This window comes from Flavobacterium sp. FlaQc-47, from assembly GCF_044006475.1.
Classification (GTDB): domain Bacteria; phylum Bacteroidota; class Bacteroidia; order Flavobacteriales; family Flavobacteriaceae; genus Flavobacterium.
In genome coordinates, this window is the sequence record NZ_JBIPCQ010000012.1 from 1 (window position 1) to 23,767 (window position 23,767).

Consider the following 23,767-nt stretch of genomic DNA (forward strand, 5'->3'; position numbering starts at 1 on the left):
ACCTCTTCCCATCCCGAACAGAGTAGTTAAGCCCGCCTGCGCAGATGGTACTGCAGTTATGTGGGAGAGTATGTCGTCGCCTTTCTTTATAAAATCCTCATCATTTATTTGATGAGGATTTTTTTTTGTTGGAAAAACTATTGATTGCTAAAATCTTATTTTATTGAGTTAATCGTTGTGATTAAAATGGTTTAATTTAGCACAAAATGTAATAATTCCCAATTTAAACTATTATAATGTATTTAAAATATTTATTGATTTGTTGTGTTTTGTTTTCCATCACTGCAAATTCACAAATTGTAGAAGACAAAAAAAATTTTCGTGCTGCAGATTCGTTGTTGAAAGAACCTAGTTTTTCTGTTCACAAGGACAATTACTTTTTAACTGGAGTTCCAATAAATACTGATATTACCCGAAATACTGCTGATGTAAAATATCAGGTTAGTTTTAAGTTACGATTGAATTCAAAACCTTTGTGGGGCGGTTTTTTTCCCTATTTAATGTATACCCAAAAAGCATTTTGGGATATTTATGCAAGTTCAAAGCCATTTGCAGAAATTAATTTTAATCCTGGCGTTGCCCTTGTTCGTCCGTTTTATTTAAAAGGAGGAAGGCTAACTTATGGATCTGTATCATTTGAACACGAATCGAATGGTAGGGATTCTATCTATTCAAGAACGTGGAACATGCTTGCCTTTTCGTTAAAATCACAGATTTCTCCAAGGTGGATTGTTGGTTTAAGAGGATGGATTCCATTAGTGGATAAAGATGACAATCCAGGGCTTACTAAATATGTTGGATACGGCGAAGCAAGTGCAACTTATCAGATACAACCCGGACGATGGAGTGCAGACGTTCTTTTCAGGAAGGGAAGTGGACTTATCAATTATGGATCTTTACAGACACAGGTAAATTGGCGACCATATAAAAGTGAGAATTATTATCTCACATTACAATGGTTTGTGGGATATACAGAAAGTTTGATTGATTATCAAGAGCATAAAAGTATGCTGCGTTTAGGCTTCACTATCAAGCCTGAAAATATGGGCATTTTTTAAATTCACGTAAATTACTTAAGTGCTTTTAAATCTCTAATAAAAGTTTGCATTAATTTTATAGAACCGACTAAGTATTTATAGGCTTAGTCGGTTTTTTTTTATAAGAAATCATCTGTTTATTATTCTGCTTCGGTGATTGAGTCCCCAATCAGATATCACGCTGGTTAAATCTTTAAGTGTGGCTCCATATTCAGTAATTTCGTATTCAACTGTTATAGGTTTTGTCTCCAATACTTTTCTTGTGATAAGCTCATTAATTTCTAATTCTTTCAAATCTCTGCTTAACATTTTGCCGGAGATTCCTTCTATTGTTCTTAATAATTGAGAATAACGCATTTTTTCATTGCATAGACAGGCTATGATGGATACTTTCCATTTTCCATTCAGTAAATCCATCACATCTTGAATTGCCAGTATTTTGTGATTACACTCTTTTATAGGATTTGTTTCTTTCATACATATAAACGAATGGTTACTCGAATGTCACCATTACTTTTTATCACAAAGTTACCAAAAGTAACCATTTTAATATAGTTTTGTTTTAATAAATTTTAAACATTCATAAATGAAATTAATAGATGACCTTAAGTGGAGATATGCCACAAAAAAATTCAGCTCAAAAGAAGTTTCTGAAGATAATTTAAACAAAATTATTGAAGCAATTAATTTGTCTGCATCTTCGATAGGAATGCAGACTTACAGGCTTTTTGTTATTCAAAATTCTGAAATAAAAAAGCAACTTGGAGAGGGATCTTTCAATTTGCAAATTACGGAAGCTCCCCTTTTATTAGTATTTGCTGCATTTGATTCAATTTCTCAGGAAACAATTGACAATTATATAGAATTTGTTGCAAAAGAAAGGAACTCCCCAATAACTGATTTAGCTGATTTTAAAGATAAAATAAGCAGTCATCTTCTCGCCAGAACAGATGAGGAAAACTTTATCTGGTCAACCAAACAAGCTTACATAGGTTTGGGTACAGGATTGATAGCTGCGGCAAATCTACAAATTGATAGCACACCAATGGAAGGATTTGATGCTGATAAATTTGATGAAATTTTAGGGTTGAGAGAAAAAGGATTAAAAAGTGTTGTTCTTTTAGCTTTAGGATATCGTGATGAAAAAAATGACTGGAATGCCAGCTTAAAAAAGGTACGGCTTCCTGAAGAAGTTTTTGCCACCGTTATTAAATAAATTTTATAGAACTAAAACCACTCAATTGAGTGGTTTTTTTTGCTCTCATCTGATTATATGTATTTTTATTAATACCAAACCTCTTTAAATATTGTTGTTGGTCGAAATTTTACAGTTCAGATTATAATTTAGTTTAATATTGTTGTTACTATTTGTATAACGAGTTATTAATCACCTTGCAATGAAAAGAACTTTTTTATTATTATGTATTTTTTGCATGATAGCGTCTGTTAATAGTCAACAAACGGTTAAATCTCCAGAACCATTTGGTCCTTTGCCAACACAGAAACAAATTGACTGGCAGGAAATGGAGTTCTATGCGTTTGTTCATTTCTCCTTAAATACGTTTACAAATAAAGAGTGGGGCTATGGTGATGAATCTCCGGAACTGTTTAATCCCACAAGTCTTGATGTTCGTCAGTGGGCAAAAGTGGTTAAGGAATCGGGCATGAAGGGAATTATCTTAGTTGCCAAACACCATGATGGTTTTTGCTTATGGCCATCGGCTTATACGGAACGTTCTGTTAAAAATTCTCCTTGGAAAAATGGTAAAGGTGATCTTGTAAAAGAATTAGCCGCCGCTTGTAAAGAATATAATCTGAAATTAGGATTGTATCTTTCGCCGTGGGACAGAAATCGTGCAGATTACGGCAAACAGGAATATGTTACATACTTTAGAAATCAGTTAAAAGAATTGCTAACGAATTATGGTGACGTTTTCGAAATGTGGTTTGATGGTGCGAATGGTGGTGACGGATATTACGGAGGTGCAAATGAAACCAGAAAAATCAATACGTTAGAATATTACAATTGGGATGAAACTTATAAATTAATATACAAACTGGCACCTAAAACCTTGGTTTGGGGAGTTGGACCATCAGAAGCAAGGTGGATTGGGAATGAAGAAGGTCATGCGGGAAAAACAAATTGGAGTCTTTTACGTCAAAAAGATGAACTGGCGGGAAAAGTACATTATACTGAGTTTATGTCCGGTCATGAAGACGGAGAAAAATGGGTTCCGGGAGAAGCGGATGTTTCTATAAGACCAGGATGGTTTTATCATACGGTTGAAGATGATAAAGTTCGTCCGTTAGATGAAATGGTTGATATTTATTATGAATCAATCGGGCGTAATGCTACTTTATTGTTGAATTTGCCTGTAGATAAAAGAGGTTTAATTCATGAAAATGATCAAACGAGACTGAAAGAATTAGTTTCAACTATTAAGGAAGATTTTAAAACTGAATTATTAGCTAAGAGTAAAGTCAAAGCGGATAATTTTAGAGGAAACAGTAATGAATTTGCAGCTAAAAATGTAACAGACCAAAAGAATAACTCTTATTGGGCAACGGATGATACTGTAAAAACGACTTCGATAGTTTTCGAATTTAATAAACCAACTCCATTAAACCGAATTGTGCTTCAGGAATATATAAAGCTGGGACAACGTGTGAAAGCATTTAATGTTGAAGCTAAAGTCGATGGAAACTGGAAAACTGTTGCGAACGAAACTACTATTGGATATAAACGAATTTTAAGAATTGAGAGAGTTACAGCTTCGGCTTTAAAAATAAATATTACAGATTCAAAGGCGAGTATTGTTATCTCGAATATTCAGGCTTTTAACGCGCCAACTTTTGTTCGTATGCCGGAAATTCAAAGAGATAAAAGTGGAAATATCACTATGAAATCGGAAGATGGAAATGCTGTTTATTATACCGTTGACGGAAGCAAACCAACGAAAAAAAGCACATTATATAAAGGAGAATTCCAATACAATAAAGCGGTTGAAATAAAAGCTGTGGCTATTAATACTTCTGAAGATATCAACAGTGCCATCAAAACTTCAAAATACGGTGCTTCTAAGGAAAATTGGAAAGTTGTTTCAGTTTCAAGTGGAGATTTAAATTCGGCAAACCGTATTATTGATGGAAATCCAAATTCAGACTGGAGTTTTGGTGGAGATTCTAATAAACTTCCGCAGGAAATAATTATCGATATGGGAAGCGTTTTAAATATAAACGGTTTTACATATATGCCGCATCAAGTGGGTAATAATCTCAACTTAATTTCTAATTATGAGTTTTATACCAGTCTTGATAATCAAAAATGGACATTGCAATCTCAAAGCGAATTTTCGAATATCAAGAACAATCCTATTGAGCAGGTAAAGACATTTAAAAAGGATGATGCAAGATATATTCGTTTCATTGCAAAGTCGGCAGTAGGGAAAGGATCGACAGTTTCAATCGCAGAAATAAATGTGATTGAAACACTATAACTGCTTTTGATTTGTGCTCCTTTTTCTTAAAGTTTCTAATTATGTTTTCTAGCGAAGGTTTTAGGTTATTAGTCGAATTTTTGATTATTTACATTATGTAATATTTAATTTTATATCAAATAATCACAACAACACACAAATGATTAAAGAAAGTATAAATTTTAAAGAAGCAGGAAAGTTTGAAGAAACCCGTTTTGAGAAGATTCATAATGTGATTTTTGATTCATCTCAGGAAGCTTCGGTTTTAGTAGCTCAGGAAATTGCCAATATAATTCAGAGAAAAGAAGAGTTAAACGAACCATGTGTTTTAGGATTAGCAACAGGATCTTCACCGGTAAAAGTGTACGAGGAACTTGTTAGATTACATAAAGAGGAAGGTTTAAGTTTTGCTAATGTTGTAACCTTCAATTTAGATGAATATTATCCAATGGATAAAAACAATATTCAGAGTTATTATCATTTTATGCATGAACATCTTTTTAATCATGTCAATATTCATCCGGAAAATGTTAATATTCCTGATGGAAGAATAAGCAACGAAGATTTACAGCAATATTGCATCGATTATGAAATGAAAATTAAAGCTTATGGCGGATTGGATTTTCAGCTTTTAGGAATTGGAAGAACAGGACATATTGGTTTTAACGAACCGGGATCTCACGTTAATTCGGCTACAAGAAGTATTACGCTTGATCATTTGACCCGTATTGATGCTGCGTCATCCTTTTTAGGGATTGATAATGTACCCAGAAAGGCGATTACAATGGGAATTGGTACGGTAAAAAATGCCAAAAGAATTGTGCTTTTAGGATGGGGAATCAGTAAGGCAGAAATTATAAAAAAAACAATCGAAGGCGAAATATCCTCACGAGTTCCGGCAACGTATTTACAACAGCACAACAACACAACGTTTGTTTTAGACACTGAAGCTTCATCTGAACTAACGAGAGTAAAAACGCCTTGGTTGGTTAAATCTGTAATCTGGACAGAAGAATTAAAACTGAAAGCTGTGGCCTGGTTAAGTGAATTGACTAAAAAACCTTTCCTTAAATTAACTGATAAAGATTATAATGATAACGGAATGTCCAGTCTTTTGACAGAGGAAGGTACTGCATATGATTTGAACATAAAAATGTTTAATAAAATGCAGCAGACCATTACCGGATGGCCAGGCGGAAAACCAAATGCAGATGATACTTACAGACCTGAACGTGCCACTCCGGAAAGAAAAAGAATTATCATTTTTAGTCCACATCCGGATGATGACGTAATATCTATGGGCGGAACTTTTGATCGACTTGTAGAGCAGGGACATGATGTACATATTGCTTATCAAACGTCTGGGAATATTGCAGTTTCGAATGAAGAAGCTTTAAAATTTGCTGAAATTTCAAAGGCATTAAATGCTAATTCTACTGAATCTGAAAATATTATCAACTTTTTAAAGAGTAAAAGAGCCAATGATATTGATTCATTAGAAGTAAGAAAATTAAAAGGATTAATTAGAAGAAGTGAATCTGTTGCTGCGACCCGATATTTGGGCGTGCCGGATTCTAATGTTAACTTTTTAGATTTACCATTTTATGAAACTGGAACAGTTAAGAAAAATAACCTTGGAGAGGTTGATATTCAAATTATGTGTGATATTATCGAAAGGATAAAACCACATCAAATTTATGCGGCAGGTGATTTAGCAGATCCACACGGAACTCACAAAGTGTGTCTGGACAGCTTATTCGAAGCTTTAAAAAGAGTAAAACACAACAGTTATATGGATGATTGCTGGGTTTGGCTTTACAGAGGAGCGTGGCATGAATGGGAATCTTACCAAATTGAAATGGCGGTTCCAATGAGCCCTGATCAGGTGCTAAAAAAGCGTCATGCAATTTTCTACCACCAATCTCAAAAAGACGGCGTTATGTTTCAAGGAGATGACAGCCGTGAATTTTGGGTACGGGTTGAAGACAGAAACAGATTAACAGCAGAAAAATATCATGCTTTAGGTTTAGCAGATTATTCGGCAATTGAAGCTTTTAAACGATATTATTTTTAGATTATAAAAGTACTTTTTAAAATATAATAGACTATTTCATGTGGTTTATTTGGTTAGTTACCAACTTGAAAATGCAGCCCTGGTTAGGCTGCATTTTTTTTGTTTATGTTTTTTTGTTGGTTTAACCACAAGGAACGCAAAGATTTTACGCCATGTTCGCAAAGTTTATTCTCATTTTTTATCATGCTGAACGAAGTCGAAGGGTTCAAGGTAGTTCCACAATGTAGTTTTCCAGTACAATCTTGTCATCCTGACGAAGGAAGGATCACACAAGAAGCTCCGCAAAGTAAATCCACCATCTTTACGGAGTTTCAAGTGTAATTTCTTATTCTTCAAAATGACAAACTTCGTGCTAAAAAATAACCTTTGTCAAAGTTGCAAACTTTAACAAAGGTTATGTGGTAATAAATTGTAAAAATATTAAATCGAAGAATTCAAAATTCTCTGTTTGACATGATCAATGTATGATCTTCCTATTACATATCTTAATCCTTCAATTTCGATACTATTTCCTTCAACGGCGTCGATTTTATCAATTGCGATAGTGTAAGAACGGTGTATTCTTAAAAAATTTCTTTCGGGCAGTAAATCCGTAAAGTCAGATAATGTGCTGTGAATAATGTATTTGCCTGTTAGTGTATTTATTTTTAAATAATCTTTTAAACTTTCGATTACAAGAATTTCATTAAAGAAGATCTTTTTCATTCTTTTTTTATCAATTTTCACAAAGATAAAAGGACTTTCAGGGATGTTTTCCTGCGGAATATTATTTTTATTTTCAAGTCTTTTGCTAATCTTATTCAGCGTTTTCATTAACCTTGGGAACTCGATAGGTTTTACTAAATAATCTAATACATCTAATTCATAAGTTTCAATTGCAAATTGACTGTAAGCGCTTGTGATAATAAGTATTGGAGGATTTTCCAGGCTTTTTATAAAATTGATACCATCAAGAACAGGCATGTTTATATCGAGGAAAACGGCATCAACCTTATTGTTCTTTAAAAAATTTAAACCTTCAATTGGGTTGCTGAATGTATTTATTACCTCAAAATTTTCAATTGGCTCTAAATAATTTTTTATAACATTAATAGCCAATGGTTCATCATCTATAATCAAACAATTTATTTTCATTTCTATAATCTTATGTTATTTGAGCGAAAGAATTAGCAGGTAAATTTATATACGAAGAAAAGCGGTGTCAGGTTACTTTAATCACAAGCTTTACGACAAAAATATTCTTTTTATTCTTAAATGAAAGCTTATAGTCATTTTTATTATAACCTAATTCTAATCTTTTCTTAACATTCTCAATGCCTATGCCACTTGACTTGTTAAAATTGTCTTTATGATGCGTAATTTCTGCCATTGGGTTAGAAATCGTAAAATGCAGGAAATCACCTTTGACCTTAAAGTTGATATCGATCGTTACATTTCCGGTGTTTTTGTTGACTCCGTGCTTAAATGCATTTTCAATAAAGGTCAATAATATAATAGGTGATATTTCTTTATCATGAATATCGCCGGAAATTGACATATTAACTTCTAAGCGGTGATCATTTCTTATGCGTTCTAAATCAAGATAATTCTGGATGCAAAGTATCTCGTTTTCTAGACTCTGTTTTTTATTTTTTGTGTCATATAACATATAACGCATCAGTTCAGATAGTTTAAGAACGATTTTTGGAGTTTTATCTGATTTTTCTACAGATAGAGAATAAATATTATTGAGTGTATTAAAGAAAAAGTGCGGGGAAATTTGAGATTTCAGAAAAAGCAATTCAGTTTCTAACTGCGATTTTTCAAGATCCGTAACTCTTTTTTGTTCTTTTAAAAAGTCCAGCGTAATCTTAATTGCCGTTACAAAAGTAATCACATAAAGTTCGCCCATCATCATATCTATAGTATAATTGAGCGTTAGTTTATCGATAGTTTCAGGTCCTTCAGGCCAGACATTATGGGTTATTAATAAATAAGTAAGATTGAATTTAATAATCACCATTGCAAATATTGAAGACAAAATGGCAAGAACATACAACAGATACTTTTTGCGATACACCAGATAAGGCATAAAAATCAAAATATTCAAATAACATAACGTCATGTGAATGGGGAAACCCAATAAGTTTGTTTTGACTGAATAGAGGTAATCATTAAAATAACTACCCCAGCGAAATGTGTTAAATAAAAAGTAAGTAAGCCAAAATAGGATATGATAATGCAATGGTATTCGATAAAGCTTGCTGGAATTGAAATTCATAATAATGATATGTTTTATGACTTTTTATGATGTTTATCTTAGTTTATGTGTCGTCCGTCTAAATTAGTTTTAATAAAAGTCTAATTTATATAAATTTAAAGTTAAATTAAGATTGTTTTATATGAAGAATTTTACGCTTCTGTTTTTGTTTGTCATTTTGGCTGCAAGTTGCAAAATAAATGAACACAAAAATAGTCATCAAAAAACACTTTTTACCAGCCATGTCGATCCTTTTATAGGTACAGGCGGGCACGGGCATACGTATCCCGGCGCAACAGTTCCGTTTGGGATGTTGCAGGTAAGTCCTGATAATGGTATTTCAAACTGGGATTGGTGTTCCGGATACCATTATTCAGATTCTATAGTGGCAGGATTCAGTCATTTACATTTAAGCGGGACTGGAATTGGTGATTTGGCGGATATCTTATTCATGCCAACCAATAAAAAACTGGACTTAACAACAAAAACAACTTCTCGCGATCAATTAACTTATAAATCAAAATACAGCCATGTTAACGAAAAAGCAACACCGGGTTATTACCAAGTTTTTCTTGAGACTCCTAAAATCAATGTAGAATTAACGTCATCACAACGTACGGCATTTCATAAATACACTTATTCTAAAAACGACCAGCAGTCGGTTGTGATTGATCTTGGCTTTGCCATAAATTGGGATAAAGCAGTAAAAACCGGAATCACAATTGAAGATCAATATACAATAAGCGGCTATCGTTTTAGTACAGGATGGGCAAAAAACCAAAAAGTATTTTTTGTCGCGAAATTTTCAAAACCTATTGCAGAATCCGCATTAATTGCTAATAAACAACTAATTAATGGCAATAAAGCCGACGGAGAAAATACAGCAGCACAATTATTTTTTGATGCTAAAAATAGTGAAGAACTGGATATAAAAGTCGCATTGTCATCTGTAAGTATTGCTAATGCAAAAGAGAATCTGGATGAAAAAGAGGATTTCAATAAAACAAAATCAGAAACTGCAAAAATCTGGAATTCGGCTTTAAGCAAAATCGAAGTTCAAACACCAATAGATTCATTAAAAACAATTTTCTATACCGCATTGTTCCACAGTCAAGTTGCCCCTGTAACCTATAGTGATAAAAACGGTCAGTTTAGAAAAGAGGATGATCAAATTGCAACTGCAAAAGATTATACCGCTTACTCGACCTTATCACTATGGGATACTTTTAGAGCCGAAAATCCATTGTTGACTTTATTGGCTCCAAAGCAAACTTCAGACATTGTGAACTCAATGTTAGCCTATTATGAAATAAAAAAAATATTACCAGTCTGGACACTTGCTGCCAATGAAACCAATACAATGACCGGATATCACTCGATTCCTGTAATTGTCGATGCGTACTTAAAAGGCATTAAAGGTTTTGATGCCGAAAAAGCATTTCAAGCCATGAAAACTACCATGATGCAGGACGAACGCGGCTTGAATTTGTACAAGAAATACGGTTACATTCCTTATAATTTATTAGATGAATCTGTTACCATAACTTTAGAATATGCTTACGATGATTGGTGCGTGGCGCAAATGGCAAAAGCATTAGGGAAAAATGCAGATTATGAATTTTTTCTAAACCGATCAAAAGCCTATCGTTATTTATTTGATCCGAAGACAGGATTCATGAGAGGAAAATCTGAAGATGGAAAATCTTGGAACGAACCTTTTGATGCCAAACATTCCAATCACAGAGAACACACAGATTATACCGAAGGAAACGCCTGGCAACACAGCTGGTTTGTACCGCAAAATGTCGAAGATTTCATTTCCTTACACGGAAATAATGAAATTTTTACCAAACGATTAGAACAATTGTTTACCGAAAGTTCTGAGATTACAGGAAGCAATGTTTCCGCAGATATCTCAGGATTAATTGGGCAATATGCACACGGAAACGAGCCAAGTCACCACATCGCCTATATGTTCAATCATGCGGGACAACCATGGCGAACACAATATTGGGTACGCCATATTCTTGATACGCAATACAATACAACGCCAAACGGATTAAGCGGAAACGAAGATTGCGGACAAATGTCGGCTTGGTATGTTTTCAGTTCCATGGGATTATATCCTATGAATCCGGCCTCTGGTGAATATGAAATAGGAAGTCCGATATTCGAAAAAGCAACCATTAATCTTGAAGGCGGTAAAACATTTGTAATCGAAGCCGAAAATGTTTCTGATAAAAACTTTTATATCCAGTCAGCAACCTTAAACGGAGTTGAATTTAACCACACAGCAATCTCACATCAACAAATCATACAAGGCGGAATTTTACATTTTATAATGGGATCTCAGCCAAATAAAAATTGGGGATTGAAAAAATAATTAACACATTAACTAACCAGGTAACTAACTAATAAATAAACAAAAATTAATGGATATTATTGACGTATCAATCATCGTAGCTTACATTTTCCTCTCCGTAGGAATAGGAATCTGGATTTCAAGAAAAGCATCAAAAGGATTAGATGATTATTTTCTGGGCGGGAAAACAATCAAATGGTACTTTTTAGGATTAAGCAACGGATCAGGAATGTTTGATGTTTCAGGAACTTCCTGGATGATTGGTGTACTATTTTTATATGGCGTAAAAAGTTTCATGTTTATGTGGCTCTGGCCAATATGGAATCAGATTTTTGTCATGATGTTTCTTGCGGTATGGATTAGAAGATCAAAAGTAATGACAGGATCTGAGTGGATTTTAACCCGTTTTGGAAGTGACAGAGCCGGAAAAGCATCCCATATTATTGTCGCCGTTTTTGCCATTATCTCAACAATTGGTTTCATCGCTTACTTTTTTGAAGGAATCGGGAAATTTGTTACCATTATTCTTCCGTGGGATTTAACGCTTCAATATGGAGATTTAATCATATTAACTTCAGAACGATCTTATGCTTTGATTATTATACTTTTAACGACTATATACACTGTAAAAGGCGGAATGTTTTCTGTAGTGGCTACAGAAGTTGTTCAATATTTAATTATGATTATTGCCGGAGTTTTAATTGCAGGTTATGCCTTTATCAATTACACAGATCTTCAGATCAATTCGGTTATAACCGATGAATGGAAAAATATTTTCTTCGGGTGGCAATTTGAAACCCAGTGGAGTGATAAATTCCAAACCTTCAATAATTTGATAGATTCTGAAGGATATAAAATGTTTGGCGCTTTTATCGGAATGACATTATTCAAGGGATTTTTCGCCAGTATTGCAGGACCAACGCCAAGTTATGATTTGCAAAGGATTCTTTCGACAAAATCAGTAAAAGAAGCCGCATACATGAGTGGTTTTACCAATTTGATTTTATTTATTCCAAGATATTTATTAATTACCGGAATCGTAGTAATCGCATTGGTGAACCTTGCGCCTGAGTTAAATGCAAATACAGGTTTAACCGGAGCCGATTTAGAGTTATTAATGCCAAAAGTCGTTAACTTATATATTCCTGTTGGGATAAAAGGAATTTTATTAGCAGGATTATTGGCCGCTTTTATGTCCGGATTCTCCGCTTTTGTCAATGCTGGACCGGCATATATTGTAAATGATATTTATAAAAAATACTTTAAACCTGTTGCTACAAATGCACATTATATTAAGGTAAGCCAAATTTCATCTTTCCTTGTAGTAGGTTTGGGAGTTTTCATGGGATTTTTTGCAGACTCCATCAATTCCTTAACGCTTTGGATTACGAGCGCTCTTTACGGAGGTTACGTTGCGGCAAATTTCCTCAAATGGATTTGGTGGCGATTTAACGGCTGGGGTTATTTTTGGGGAATGTTCGCCGGATTAGTCGTTGCTTCATTGCAATTTGCTTTAGGTCAAGCCAAAGGGAGCTTATCCGAAGGGTCATTTTTATACGACTTAGCACAAGTACAGGCAATTTATTTATTTCCAATAATATTTGGATTCTCTATTTTGGGTTGTCTTTTAGGAACATTTCTAAGCAAACCAACTGACATGGACGTTTTAAGATCTTTCTATACCAATGTAAGACCTTGGGGCTGGTGGAATCCGGTTTATAAAACATTAAAAATTGAAGATCAGAGTTTTGAAAAAAATAATGATTTCTGGAAAGATATGCTCAATTGTGTGATCGGGATTGTGTGGCAATCCAGTATGATTTTGCTTCCTATATTTTTCATCATCAGAGATTATCCAAAAGCAATTACAGCGTTGTTGGTATTTTTAGTAACCACAACAATATTGAAATTCACGTGGTTGGATAAAGTTAGAAAAATAGAAGATTAAAGCTTAACACGTTCAGTTTGTCATTTCGACGAAGGAGAAATCTCCACTAGAAACTCGACAAAGATTGACGAATTCCTATGAGGAGCTTCTGGCGAAGATTTCTCCTTCGTCGAAATGACAAGATTGCGAAGAGAATCGAGTTTAAGAGCAGCAAACAAAACAAAAAAACAAATTATAATAAAAACAAAAATATCATGAGTACAATTCCTTGGCAAGACAAACCTGAAAACAGCACTGACGTAATGTGGAGATATTCTGAAAATCCTATTATTGACAGATATGCAATCCCATCATCAAACAGTATTTTTAACAGCGCCGTTGTTCCTTTTGAGGATGGATTTGCCGGTGTTTTCAGATGTGATAACAAAGCGGTTCAAATGAATATTTTTGCCGGATTTAGTAAAAACGGAATCGATTGGGACATTAATCATGAACCAATTGTCATGCAAGCCGGAAATACAGACATGATCGAATCTGCTTATAAATATGATCCTCGTGTGGTTTGGATTGAAGATCGTTACTGGATTACGTGGTGTAATGGTTACAACGGACCAACAATTGGAATTGGATATACTTTTGATTTCAAAGAATTTTTTCAGTGTGAAAATGCTTTTTTACCTTTCAACAGAAATGGTGTTTTGTTTCCACAAAAAATAAACGGAAAATACGCGATGTTAAGCCGTCCAAGTGATAACGGACACACACCATTTGGAGATATCTGGATCAGTTACAGTCCTGATATGAAGTTTTGGGGAGAACACCGTTTAGTAATGAAACCGTCACCGTTTGAACAAAGTGCGTGGCAATGTACAAAAGTGGGAGCAGGACCAATCCCGATCCTTACCGAAGAGGGCTGGTTAATGTTATACCACGGCGTTATCAATACCTGCAACGGTTTCCGTTATGCAATGGGAGCTGCAATATTGGATACAGATGCACCGGATCAGGTAAAATACAGAACGCAGCCTTATTTATTAGGACCTGCAGAAATTTACGAACAAGTAGGCGATGTAGGAAATGTAGTTTTCCCTTGTGCTGCGTTGCATAATATTGAACAAGATAAATTAGCAGTATATTATGGCGCAGCAGATACTGTTGTAGCAATAGCATTTGGAAAATTAAGTGAAGTAATTCAGTTTACAAAAGATAACAGTTTATAAAAAAAGCATGCGTTTAAAAATTCAATGGTTCACAATCACTTTAGGGTTGCTATCGATAATGAGTTATTCACAATCGAAAAAAACAATTGTACCTAAAACTTATGTAGCATCAAAAACAACCACTCCGTTAGTAATCGACGGAGACGAATCTGATGCGTCATGGAATAAAGTAGATTGGACTGATCTTTTTGAAGATATAGAAAATAATGTACAACCAAAATACGCAACAAAAGTAAAAATGCTCTGGGATGAAACCAATTTTTACATACTGGCAAAAATTGAGGAACCACACGTTTGGGCAAATTTAAAACAACGTGACACCATTATCTTTTACAACAACGATTTTGAAGTTTTTATAGATCCCGACAGCGACACTTTTAACTATTATGAATTAGAAATTAATGCTTTAAATACAGCCTGGGATCTGTTTTTGTCAAAACCTTACAGAGAAAATGACAATGTTGTTTTAAATGACTGGAATATTCCAGGTCTGAAATCAGCGGTAAAAATCAAAGGAACGCTAAACAACCCAAATGATATTGACGAGGGTTGGGTATTAGAAATGGCGATTCCCTGGGCATCTTATAAAACATCGTATTTTGACAAAAATGTTCCTGCAGATAAATTCTGGAGAGTCAATTTCTCCCGTGTAAACTGGCAGCATTCCATCACAAACGGAAATTACGAACGCAAAAAAGATCCTGAAGGAAAATTTCTGCCAGAGTACAATTGGGTTTGGTCGCCAATGGGTGTCATCAATATGCATGAACCGGAGAAATGGGGTTATGTTTATTTTTCTTCCAAAGAAGGAAAAGACAATTTTACAATTCCGCAAGACGAAAAAGTAAAATGGGACCTTTATAATTTATACAGAGCACAAAAAGAATATTATGGAAAGCACAAAACGTGGGCGAAATCTTTGGCAAGTTTGACCAAAGAAACAATTAGTGTTGATGGAAAAACTCTAAAACCAATATTCGAAAGCCATTCATTAGGATATACTATTTCAATGAAAAGTCCTTTCTCCAATACAACATTAATGATTAGAGAAGATGGCAAAATAATAGCAAAATAAACCACTATGAAACTACCAAAACTATTACTTATTTTATTGGCATTCAGTATTTTTTCCTGTGACAAAAAAGAAGAACAAACCACCTTTAAATTTGGAGTCTGGACAACCGCAGATCCCAAAAAATCAGATGCCGATTTTACAAAGGAATTTAAAAAATACAAAAACGGCGGAATCGACGAAGTCTTAATCAATACTTCTACAGATGCCAAACTTTTAAAAAGATTAGTGCCTTTAGCCACAAAAGAAGGTTTGAAAGTCCATGCCTGGATTATGGCAATGAACAGACCCGGCGATTCGATTGCATTACAGCATCCGGATTGGTATCAGGTTAGTAAAGAAGGGAAATCATGTTTTGACAATCGCCCATATGTTGATTATTACCAATGGTTATGTCCAACCAGAAAAGCGTCAAGAGATCACGTTTTAGGATTAGTGGAAGGATTGGCAGAAGTTGAAGGCGTTGAAAGTGTACATTTAGATTATATTCGATTTCCGGATATTTTTTTACCAATTAGTTTATTGCCAAAATACAATTTAGTTCAGGATGTTGAGTTGCCTCAGTTCGATTTTTGTTATTGTGATGAATGTGTAAAAGCATTCGAAAAAATACATCATAAAAACCCGAAAACAAGCCACAATACTTCAATTGATATGGAGTGGAAGAACTTCAGGCTAAATGCCATAAAAGCAGTAGTTGATGATGCCTATAAAATTGCCCACAAACACAATAAAAAATTAACCGCAGCAGTATTTCCTTATCCGGAAATGGCAGATCATATGGTGCGCCAGCGTTGGGATAAATGGAATATTGACGAAGTATATCCTATGATTTACCATAGTTTTTATGATGAAGAAATTGACTGGGTAGGTTACGCCACAAAACAAGGAGTTGCAGATTTAGAAGATAAAAAAACTAAAATCAACACCGGAATTTATATCCCCGGGTTAAAATCTGACAAAGAATTAAAAGAAGCTATTTTGCTTGCTAAAGAAAATGGAGCCACCGGAGTTTCCTTTTTTGACGGAAATGCTTTGTCTGACAGTAATTTAAAAACGATCGCAGCAACTAAAGCCAGTTTAAAATAATAAAAACATAAAAATAGTTGTGAATATTTCTTTGAGGAATTCGTAGTAAAAACCTAACTTATCATCCGAAATATTCAAGTAAAATATCAAAACCATGTCAAATAGGAGAGATTTTATAAAGAAATCAACTTTAGGAGCAATTGCAATTACCACTGCTTTAGGGCATAGCGGATTTGCTGCGACGAAAGAAGAGGAAAAAGGGAATGAATCAGGAATTGGAAACAAACAAAAAAAGCCTGTTATCATTTCGACATGGAATCACGGTTTACCTTCCAATCAGGAAAGCTGGAAACAATTAAAGGCTGGAAAACCGGCACTTGATGCCATCGAAGCCGGAATGAAAATTCCCGAAGCAGATCCGAATGTTCGCAGTGTTGGTTATGGTGGATATCCGGATCGCGAGGGAAAAGTAACCTTAGATGCCTGTATTATGGATCACAATAGTAATTGTGGTTCGGTTTGTTTTTTACAAGGAATTATGCATCCTATTTCGGTTGCAAAATTAGTATTGCAAAAAACGCCTCACGTTATGTTAGCGGGACAAGGTGCTTTGCAATTTGCCTTATCAGAAGGTTTTAAAGAAGAAAATCTTTTGACTGCCGAATCTGAAAAAGACTGGAAAAAATGGCTGGAAGATTCCAAATATAAGCCCGTAATCAATATAGAAAATCACGATACCATAAGCATGCTAATGTTAGATCAAGACGGTAATCTTTCCGGTGGATGCACGACAAGTGGAGCCGCCTGGAAAATGCACGGTCGCGTCGGTGACTCCCCAATCATCGGCGCGGGTCTTTTTCTGGACAACGAGGTGGGTGCTGCCGCTGCAACAGGATTAGGCGAAGCCGTAATCAGAACCGCAGGAAGCGCAATGGTAGTCGAATTAATGCGTCAGGGAAAATCGCCTTATGATGCCTGCAAAGAAATTACAGAACGTATTTACAATAAACATAAAAACCATAAGGACATGGAATACCTGCAAGTTGGTTTTATTGCATTGAATAAAAACGGAGAATACGCAGGTTATAGTTTAAGATCAGGATTTAATTATGCCGTTTCTGATGATGAAAAAGGTCACAGAATGGAAGATGCAAAGTTTAAAATGTCGTGGGATAAATAGTATTGAGGTATTGCACACGGATGACGCGGATTAAACAGATAAAAACGGATTTTTTTGTGGCGCCATTTACTAGCTTTTTTTGTCATTTCGACGGAGGAGAAATCTTCGCGAGTAGCTCGACAAAGAATGTCGACAATTGTTGTAGATCAACTAGTGTGATTTCTCCTCCGTCGAAATGACAAACTAAACGAAAACATTCTTATGAAAATGATTGTCCTAGCCCCGATAGAAGTGGAAATCCTTTTGTGGCGGGGTTCGCCACAAAAGATTGAAACGAATAGCGGGATTAGCTCCTAAAAAAAAAGTTTATTATAGAAATCGCAATAACAAACTTTGGTAAGCATTAAACTCATAAGCACACAGAGAATAAAAAAACAAAGAATGAAAAAAACAATATCCATAGTATCATTACTCATCACTTCGATATTTTCAGGTCAGGCGCAGGAAAAAGTTCCTTATTGGCAAAATGAAAAAATCAACGAAGAGAATAGAGAACCCATGCACGCTTCGTATTATGTTTTTGAAAATGAAGCATTAGCGGCAAAAAATGAATGGAGACAATCTAAAAATTATCTGGATATTAATGGTGCGTGGAAATTTAAATATGTGGATAATCCGGGCGTGCTTCCTAAAGATTTTGAGAAAACTAATTTTAATGATACTTCCTGGGATAATTTCAGAATCCCTGCAAGCTGGGATGTAAACGGTTATGGATATCCGGTTTACGTGAATACAACTTATGATTTTGATTATTTAATGGCGCCAAATCCGCCATTTGTACCCACAAAATATAATCCAACCGGAGTTTACAGAAGAGAAATTACACTTGATAAATCGTGGGAAGGCAAAGACATTTTTCTACATATTGGGACTGCAAAATCAAATCTTACCGTTTGGGTAAATGGTGTTTATGTGGGTTATGGTGAAGATGGAAAATTACCGTCTGAATTCAACATTAGTAAACATGTAAAAACGGGTAAAAATACCATTGTTTTGCAAGTCATGAAATGGAATGACGGTTCGTATCTGGAGTGTCAGGATATGTGGAGAATGAGCGGCATAACGAGGGATTCTTATCTAGTTGCCAGAAACAAAGCGCATTTAAAAGATTATGAAATTGTTCCTGATTTAGACGCTTCTTATGTGAACGGAACTTTGAAAATCTCAACTGAATTTTCGGATTTAAATAAAAAAGAGACTTATACTTTAGATGTTCAGTTAAAGGATGGAGATAAAATGATTACGTCGAAAGTTATTTCCGCTTTAAGCGAAAAACAAACTTTTGAATTTGCTGTAAATAACCCAAAGAAATGGAGTGCAGAAATTCCAAATCTCTATCAAATAGATTTTATTCTAAAAGATAAAAAAGGAACTATTGTAGAAGTTATTCATCAAAATGTAGGTTTTAGAAAAGTAGAAATCAAAGGCGGACAACTTTTAGTAAACGGAAAAGCGATTTATATAAAAGGAGTAAATCGTCATGAAGTTGATCCCGTAACCGGACAAACAATTTCAAGAGAACGTATGGAGCAGGATATTAAAATCATGAAAGAATTTAATATCAATGCGGTAAGAATGTCGCATTATCCTAACGATGAATATTTTTATGAGTTATGTGATCAATACGGAATTTATGTTGTCGATGAAGCTAACATAGAATCTCACGGAATGGGGTATGATATTACCAAAACACTGGGCAATAAACCAGATTGGGAATTGGCGCACATTCAGCGTATGCAGCGTATGATTGAACGAGATAAAAATCATACATCGGTGATTATCTGGAGTATGGGGAACGAAGCCGGAAACGGTTATAACTTTTACAGAGGTTATTTATGGATTAAAAACCGTGATAAATCAAGACCCATTCAGTACGAAAGAGCAACAGCCGGCGCTTGGGACGGAAAAGATCTGAAGTTTGAATGGGATTCTGATATTATCGACCCAATGTACAGTTCGCCCAATAAAATGGAAGAATATATTCTGGCAAACCCAAATCCGTCAAGACCTTATATTCAATGTGAATATGCGCACGCGATGGGAAATTCAATGGGAAATTTTAAAGATTATTGGGACGTAATCAGGAAATATCCCAATTTTCAGGGAGGATTTATCTGGGATATGATCGATCAATCGGTTTATAAAACACAACCGGACGGAACAAGAATTCTGGCGTATGGTGGAGATTTTGGACCAAAAGACGTAAAAAGCGATAACAACTTTGTAAATAATGGAGTTTTTACGGTAGAAAGAAAACCAAATCCGCATGCTTTTGAAATGCGAAATGTCATGCAGAATATTCTGACTTCATGGGAAAATCAGGAAACGGCAACGGTCAAAGTCTACAACGAATTTTCGTTTAAGGATTTAAGTAATGTGACTTTGCACTGGTCAGTAATTTTAGACGGGATCCAACAAGATTCCGGCGTTATCGATTATTTAGCAATAGAACCAAATCAGTCAAAAACGTATACTTTACCAATTAAATTAGGAGATAAAAAGTTTCAGGAAGCTTTTGTAAATGTCACGTATCAATTGAAGCAAGAAGAACCATTTTTGCCAAAAGGTTTCGAAATTGCAACAGATCAACTGGCATACAGAGGAACTTGGAAAAATGATATAGAAGTAGATGGTTCGGCTAAAATAAGTGTGGAGAAAAATGCCAATAATACGGTTTTTAAAAGTGATAAAACGATTGTAACTTTCGATAAAAAAACCGGATTTATCAGTGGATATTATTTCGATAATCAGCCTGTTTTAAAAGACGGATATCAATTGCGTCCCAATTTTTGGAGAGCGCCAAACGATAATGATTTTGGAGCAAATCTTCAGATAAATTTAAAAGCATGGAAAGAAGCGACAGAAAATCCAACGCTTGTAAACTGGGCCTATTCCGTAACAAAAAACAATAAAATTCTGGTAAAAGCGACGTATAATTTAACATCGGTTGCTGCTGTTTTAGAACTAAATTACGAGATCAACAGCAACGGTGAATTGAGCGTAAAAGAACAATTAAATATAGATAAAACAAAAGAAACTCCGGTATTGCCAAGATTTGGAATGGAAATAATTTTGCCAAAAGATTTTAGTACACTAAGTTATTACGGAAGAGGACCGCATGAAAATTACATTGACAGAAATTACAGTGCACAAGTTGGACTTTATAATCAGACGGTTTCAGAGCAATATTATCCCTACATCCGTCCGCAGGAAACCGGAAATAAAACAGATGTTCGCTGGTTAGAATTGTCAAATGATAAACTGAAAATAACAGTGACATCAAATGAATTGTTGGCAACAACAGCTTTGCATTTTTTAAATGAAGATTTAGACGACGGATTGCAAAAAGACCAACGCCACGCTGCTGAATTGAAAGAGAGAGATTTAACAAGTTTAAAAATAGATTCAAAACAAATGGGAGTTGGCGGAATCGATAGCTGGCAAGCCTGGCCAATGGAGAAATATTTGTTGAGAGGCAAAACCTATCAGTATCAATTTAAAATAACACCATCAATAAAATAATTCATTATGAGGATTTTAAAACCATTCCTTATCGTATTTTTTCTAACTGTTTTAAGTGCCGGATATAGTCAAAAAATATATACAGAAAAGGACATTCAGATCATTCCAAAACCGGCGCAATTACTGATTCAGCCGGGGATATTTGAATTTTCTAAAAACACGAAATTTTTTGCTGTAAATGATTTTCAAAAGGAAATCTCCAATGCTTTAGCAGATAAATTCGAAAAATCAGCAGGATTTCGACCAGAAGTTTCGGGAACATTGCCACAAAATAATTTCATACAGTTTAAAGTCGATCAAACCCTGAATAAAGAAGCTTATAAATTAGAAATAAACGCAAAAAGCATCACCATTACGGCAAAAGGAAACGCTGGTTTTATTTACGGATTAGAAAGTATCAGACAATTATTGCCAAGTGCGATCGAAAGTAAATTTGTAATTACCACTGTAAAATGGCAGGTTCCAAATTTGGTAATTACTGATGAGCCTCGTTTTCAATGGAGAGGATTAATGCTGGATTTATCGCGTCATTTTTTTGATAAAAGTTATGTGTTAGCAACGATTGATCGTCTCGCAATGCTTAAAATGAACGTTTTGCATTTGCATTTAGTCGACGATCAGGGCTGGAGAATTGAAATTAAGAAATATCCTAAATTAACCGAAGTTGGTGCCTGGAGAGTCGATCAGGAAAATGTAGCCTGGAATGCGAGACTTACTACAAATCCGTATGAAAAAGGAACGTATGGAGGATTTTTAACGCAGGAAGAATTAAAAGAAATAGTAAAATACGCAGCAGGTAAAAACATCGAGATCATTCCTGAAATCGAAATGCCGGCACACGTAAGTTCAGCAATTGCATCGTATCCGGAACTGGCGTGTTTTGATCAGAGAATTGGCGTTCCGTCAGGCGGATTATGGCCCATCACAGATATTTATTGCGCAGGAAAAGAAACCACTTTTGAATTTTTACAAAATGTTATTGACGAAGTTATTACCATTTTTCCATCAAAATACATTCATATTGGCGGCGATGAAGCCACAAAAACCAATTGGGAAAAATGTCCGCATTGTCAAAAAAGAATGAAAGATCTTGGTTTGAAAAACACCCATGAATTGCAAAGTTATTTTGTTAAACGAATGGAGAAATACATCAATTCTAAAGGCAAAAAAATCATTGGCTGGGATGAAATTCTGGAAGGCGGTTTAGCTCCCGAAGCCACTGTAATGAGCTGGCGAGGAACAAAAGGCGGAACTGATGCGGCAGAACAAGGTCACGATGTGATTATGACACCGGAATCCCCTTGTTATTTTAATTTTTATCAGGGTCCGCAAAACGAAGAACCATTGGCTTTTGATGCTTATAATCCGTTAAGTGAAGTATACAAATTTGATCCTGTTGTAGCTACAATGACGCCGGAACAGGCAAAACACGTTTTAGGCGGACAGGCAAATTTATGGGCAGAACATTTAGCAACCCCAAAAGCATCAGAATATATGATTTTCCCCAGACTTGCGGCGCTGGCAGAGGTTTTATGGAGTCCTAAAGAAAAACGCGACTGGAATGATTTTACAACCAGATTACCTGTTTTACTAGACCGTTATGATTATTTAGGTATCACTTATGCAAAAAGTGCGTATTTGGTAACCGCTTCTTCAACTGCTAATATTGCTAAAATAGAAGTAAATGTAACCTTGAAAAACGAATTCCCAAATCCGGATATTCGATACGTTTTGGGAGATAAAAATATAGATCATAACGCTATAAAATATACAATGCCAATTGCTTTTACTGGAACGACTATTTTAAAAGCTTCGTTATTTCAGAATGATAAACCTATTGGCAAAACCTTTACTGATACGATTTTATTTCATAAAGCTGTAGGAACTAAAGTATTGTATTTAACACCTTTTAATAATAATTATAAAGGCGATGGACCTTTTGGGATGGTCAACAGTATCAGGGGAAGTAAAAATTTCCATGACGGACAATGGCAGGCTTGGCTTGTAAATGATATGGAAATTGTGCTTGATTTTCAAAAACAGGAAAGTATTGAGGAAGTTATCATTGGAACATTAGAAAGTCAGGGCGCGGGAGTTAATTTTCCAACACAAATAAAAGTTCTGGTATCAAATGATGGTTTAAAATATAGAGAAGTCGGGAAAGTATCGCGCCCGTATGCGGCAAATGTGAATTCAGAGTTGAAAGATTTCAAAATCAATTTTGTAAAACTCAATACGAGATTTGTAAAAGTAATTGCTTCTAATTTAAAGAAAAGCCCGAAAGGAGAGAGTTCATGGCTTTTTGTTGATGAAATTCTGGTGAATTAGTTAATTATCACAATCTTGTCATTTCGACGAAGGAGAAATCACACTCGGGATTCGACAAAGATTGAAGATTTTGCATGCGGAGTTTCTAGTGTGATTTCTCCCTGCGGTCGAAATGACAAAAATGCGTAGAAACTTTGACAAAGATTAGATTATGCATAAATTTTTAAACACATAGAAACATAGATTTAAATTGATCAAGTTGAAAAAAGAATATAAAAAGAAACTAGTTTCTCAAACATAGCTATGTGTTAAACACATCTCGTGTGATTTCTCCCTTTGGTCGAAATGACAAAAATGCGTAGAAACTTTGACAAAGATTGGATTAGGCATAATGTTTTAA

General features: G+C 34.9%; 15 protein-coding genes and 1 rRNA gene. 13 read left to right on the plus strand and 3 right to left on the minus strand.

Features of this window, described 5'->3' with window-relative positions; translation table 11 throughout:
• A 5S ribosomal RNA gene (rrf, locus tag ACHRVX_RS23625) occupies positions 1-85 on the plus strand; the annotation flags it as partial.
• Positions 86-236: 151 nt separating this feature from the next.
• Positions 237-1,058: a phospholipase A gene (locus ACHRVX_RS23630; RefSeq protein WP_395337013.1), complete on the plus strand. Its 822-nt coding sequence runs from the start codon at positions 237-239 to the stop codon at positions 1,056-1,058.
• Between the two features lie 108 nt (positions 1,059-1,166).
• On the opposite strand, the gene ACHRVX_RS23635 is transcribed toward ACHRVX_RS23630, so the two are convergent.
• Positions 1,167-1,514: a winged helix-turn-helix transcriptional regulator gene (locus ACHRVX_RS23635; RefSeq protein WP_395337016.1), complete on the minus strand. Its 348-nt coding sequence runs from the start codon at positions 1,512-1,514 to the stop codon at positions 1,167-1,169.
• A 109-nt stretch (positions 1,515-1,623) separates the two neighbouring features.
• On the opposite strand from ACHRVX_RS23635, the gene ACHRVX_RS23640 reads away from it, so the two are divergent.
• From ACHRVX_RS23640 to nagB, 3 genes are all read left to right on the plus strand, one after another.
• On the plus strand, positions 1,624-2,253 hold the full coding sequence (locus tag ACHRVX_RS23640) for an NAD(P)H-dependent oxidoreductase (RefSeq protein ID WP_395337018.1): 630 nt from the start codon (positions 1,624-1,626) through the stop codon (positions 2,251-2,253).
• Between the two features lie 181 nt (positions 2,254-2,434).
• Positions 2,435-4,534, plus strand: a complete 2,100-nt coding sequence (locus ACHRVX_RS23645) for an alpha-L-fucosidase (protein ID WP_395337021.1) — start codon at positions 2,435-2,437, stop codon at positions 4,532-4,534.
• 139 nt (positions 4,535-4,673) lie between these two features.
• The gene (gene nagB, locus ACHRVX_RS23650) at positions 4,674-6,587 is read left to right on the plus strand and encodes a glucosamine-6-phosphate deaminase (protein WP_395337024.1); all 1,914 of its coding nucleotides are present in this window, start codon (positions 4,674-4,676) and stop codon (positions 6,585-6,587) included.
• Positions 6,588-7,007: 420 nt separating this feature from the next.
• On the opposite strand, the gene ACHRVX_RS23655 is transcribed toward nagB, so the two are convergent.
• Both ACHRVX_RS23655 and ACHRVX_RS23660 read right to left on the minus strand, forming a co-directional pair.
• Positions 7,008-7,721 carry a LytR/AlgR family response regulator transcription factor gene (locus ACHRVX_RS23655; protein WP_395337026.1) on the minus strand — a complete coding sequence of 238 codons (714 nt, stop codon included), beginning with the start codon at positions 7,719-7,721 and terminating at the stop codon, positions 7,008-7,010.
• Positions 7,722-7,788: 67 nt separating this feature from the next.
• Complete coding sequence (locus tag ACHRVX_RS23660) at positions 7,789-8,847, minus strand: sensor histidine kinase (RefSeq protein ID WP_395337028.1); 1,059 nt, start codon at positions 8,845-8,847, stop codon at positions 7,789-7,791.
• A 121-nt stretch (positions 8,848-8,968) separates the two neighbouring features.
• Here ACHRVX_RS23660 and ACHRVX_RS23665 point away from each other — a divergent pair, with 121 nt between their 5' ends.
• The 8 genes from ACHRVX_RS23665 (at position 8,969) to ACHRVX_RS23700 (ending at position 23,427) form a co-directional block, all read left to right on the plus strand.
• Positions 8,969-11,209, plus strand: a complete 2,241-nt coding sequence (locus ACHRVX_RS23665; RefSeq protein WP_395337031.1) for a GH92 family glycosyl hydrolase — start codon at positions 8,969-8,971, stop codon at positions 11,207-11,209.
• A 49-nt stretch (positions 11,210-11,258) separates the two neighbouring features.
• Entirely contained in the window at positions 11,259-13,136 is a 1,878-nt protein-coding gene (locus ACHRVX_RS23670) for a sodium:solute symporter family protein (protein ID WP_395337034.1), read from the plus strand.
• Positions 13,137-13,330: 194 nt separating this feature from the next.
• A complete protein-coding gene (locus ACHRVX_RS23675) occupies positions 13,331-14,296 on the plus strand; it encodes a glycosidase (protein WP_395337036.1) in 966 nt (321 codons plus the stop codon).
• A 7-nt stretch (positions 14,297-14,303) separates the two neighbouring features.
• Positions 14,304-15,371: a carbohydrate-binding family 9-like protein gene (locus ACHRVX_RS23680; RefSeq protein ID WP_395337039.1), complete on the plus strand. Its 1,068-nt coding sequence runs from the start codon at positions 14,304-14,306 to the stop codon at positions 15,369-15,371.
• A 6-nt stretch (positions 15,372-15,377) separates the two neighbouring features.
• Positions 15,378-16,457, plus strand: a complete 1,080-nt coding sequence (locus ACHRVX_RS23685) for a putative glycoside hydrolase (RefSeq protein WP_395337041.1) — start codon at positions 15,378-15,380, stop codon at positions 16,455-16,457.
• A gap of 94 nt (positions 16,458-16,551) precedes the next feature.
• Positions 16,552-17,577, plus strand: coding sequence for an isoaspartyl peptidase/L-asparaginase family protein (locus tag ACHRVX_RS23690; RefSeq protein WP_395337043.1), 1,026 nt, complete (start codon positions 16,552-16,554; stop codon positions 17,575-17,577).
• 381 nt (positions 17,578-17,958) lie between these two features.
• Positions 17,959-21,099, plus strand: a complete 3,141-nt coding sequence (locus tag ACHRVX_RS23695; RefSeq protein ID WP_395337045.1) for a glycoside hydrolase family 2 TIM barrel-domain containing protein — start codon at positions 17,959-17,961, stop codon at positions 21,097-21,099.
• Between the two features lie 6 nt (positions 21,100-21,105).
• On the plus strand, positions 21,106-23,427 hold the full coding sequence (locus tag ACHRVX_RS23700; RefSeq protein ID WP_395337047.1) for a family 20 glycosylhydrolase: 2,322 nt from the start codon (positions 21,106-21,108) through the stop codon (positions 23,425-23,427).
• Positions 23,428-23,767: the final 340 nt, after the last annotated feature.

What these genes read in the sequence shown, in the direction of transcription:
- ACHRVX_RS23645 (WP_395337021.1), top strand. Translation starts at nt 2,435, where the DNA reads ATGAAAAGAACTTTTTTATTATTATGTATTTTTTGCATGATAGCGTCT.
- ACHRVX_RS23665 (WP_395337031.1), top strand. Translation starts at nt 8,969, where the DNA reads ATGAAGAATTTTACGCTTCTGTTTTTGTTTGTCATTTTGGCTGCAAGT.
- ACHRVX_RS23675 (WP_395337036.1), top strand. Translation starts at nt 13,331, where the DNA reads ATGAGTACAATTCCTTGGCAAGACAAACCTGAAAACAGCACTGACGTA.
- ACHRVX_RS23685 (WP_395337041.1), top strand. Translation starts at nt 15,378, where the DNA reads ATGAAACTACCAAAACTATTACTTATTTTATTGGCATTCAGTATTTTT.
- ACHRVX_RS23700 (WP_395337047.1), top strand. Translation starts at nt 21,106, where the DNA reads ATGAGGATTTTAAAACCATTCCTTATCGTATTTTTTCTAACTGTTTTA.
- ACHRVX_RS23670 (WP_395337034.1), top strand. Translation starts at nt 11,259, where the DNA reads ATGGATATTATTGACGTATCAATCATCGTAGCTTACATTTTCCTCTCC.
- ACHRVX_RS23635 (WP_395337016.1), bottom strand. Translation starts at nt 1,514, where the DNA reads ATGAAAGAAACAAATCCTATAAAAGAGTGTAATCACAAAATACTGGCA.
- nagB (WP_395337024.1), top strand. Translation starts at nt 4,674, where the DNA reads ATGATTAAAGAAAGTATAAATTTTAAAGAAGCAGGAAAGTTTGAAGAA.
- ACHRVX_RS23695 (WP_395337045.1), top strand. Translation starts at nt 17,959, where the DNA reads ATGAAAAAAACAATATCCATAGTATCATTACTCATCACTTCGATATTT.
- ACHRVX_RS23690 (WP_395337043.1), top strand. Translation starts at nt 16,552, where the DNA reads ATGTCAAATAGGAGAGATTTTATAAAGAAATCAACTTTAGGAGCAATT.
- ACHRVX_RS23640 (WP_395337018.1), top strand. Translation starts at nt 1,624, where the DNA reads ATGAAATTAATAGATGACCTTAAGTGGAGATATGCCACAAAAAAATTC.
- ACHRVX_RS23680 (WP_395337039.1), top strand. Translation starts at nt 14,304, where the DNA reads ATGCGTTTAAAAATTCAATGGTTCACAATCACTTTAGGGTTGCTATCG.
- ACHRVX_RS23655 (WP_395337026.1), bottom strand. Translation starts at nt 7,721, where the DNA reads ATGAAAATAAATTGTTTGATTATAGATGATGAACCATTGGCTATTAAT.
- ACHRVX_RS23660 (WP_395337028.1), bottom strand. Translation starts at nt 8,847, where the DNA reads ATGAATTTCAATTCCAGCAAGCTTTATCGAATACCATTGCATTATCAT.
- ACHRVX_RS23630 (WP_395337013.1), top strand. Translation starts at nt 237, where the DNA reads ATGTATTTAAAATATTTATTGATTTGTTGTGTTTTGTTTTCCATCACT.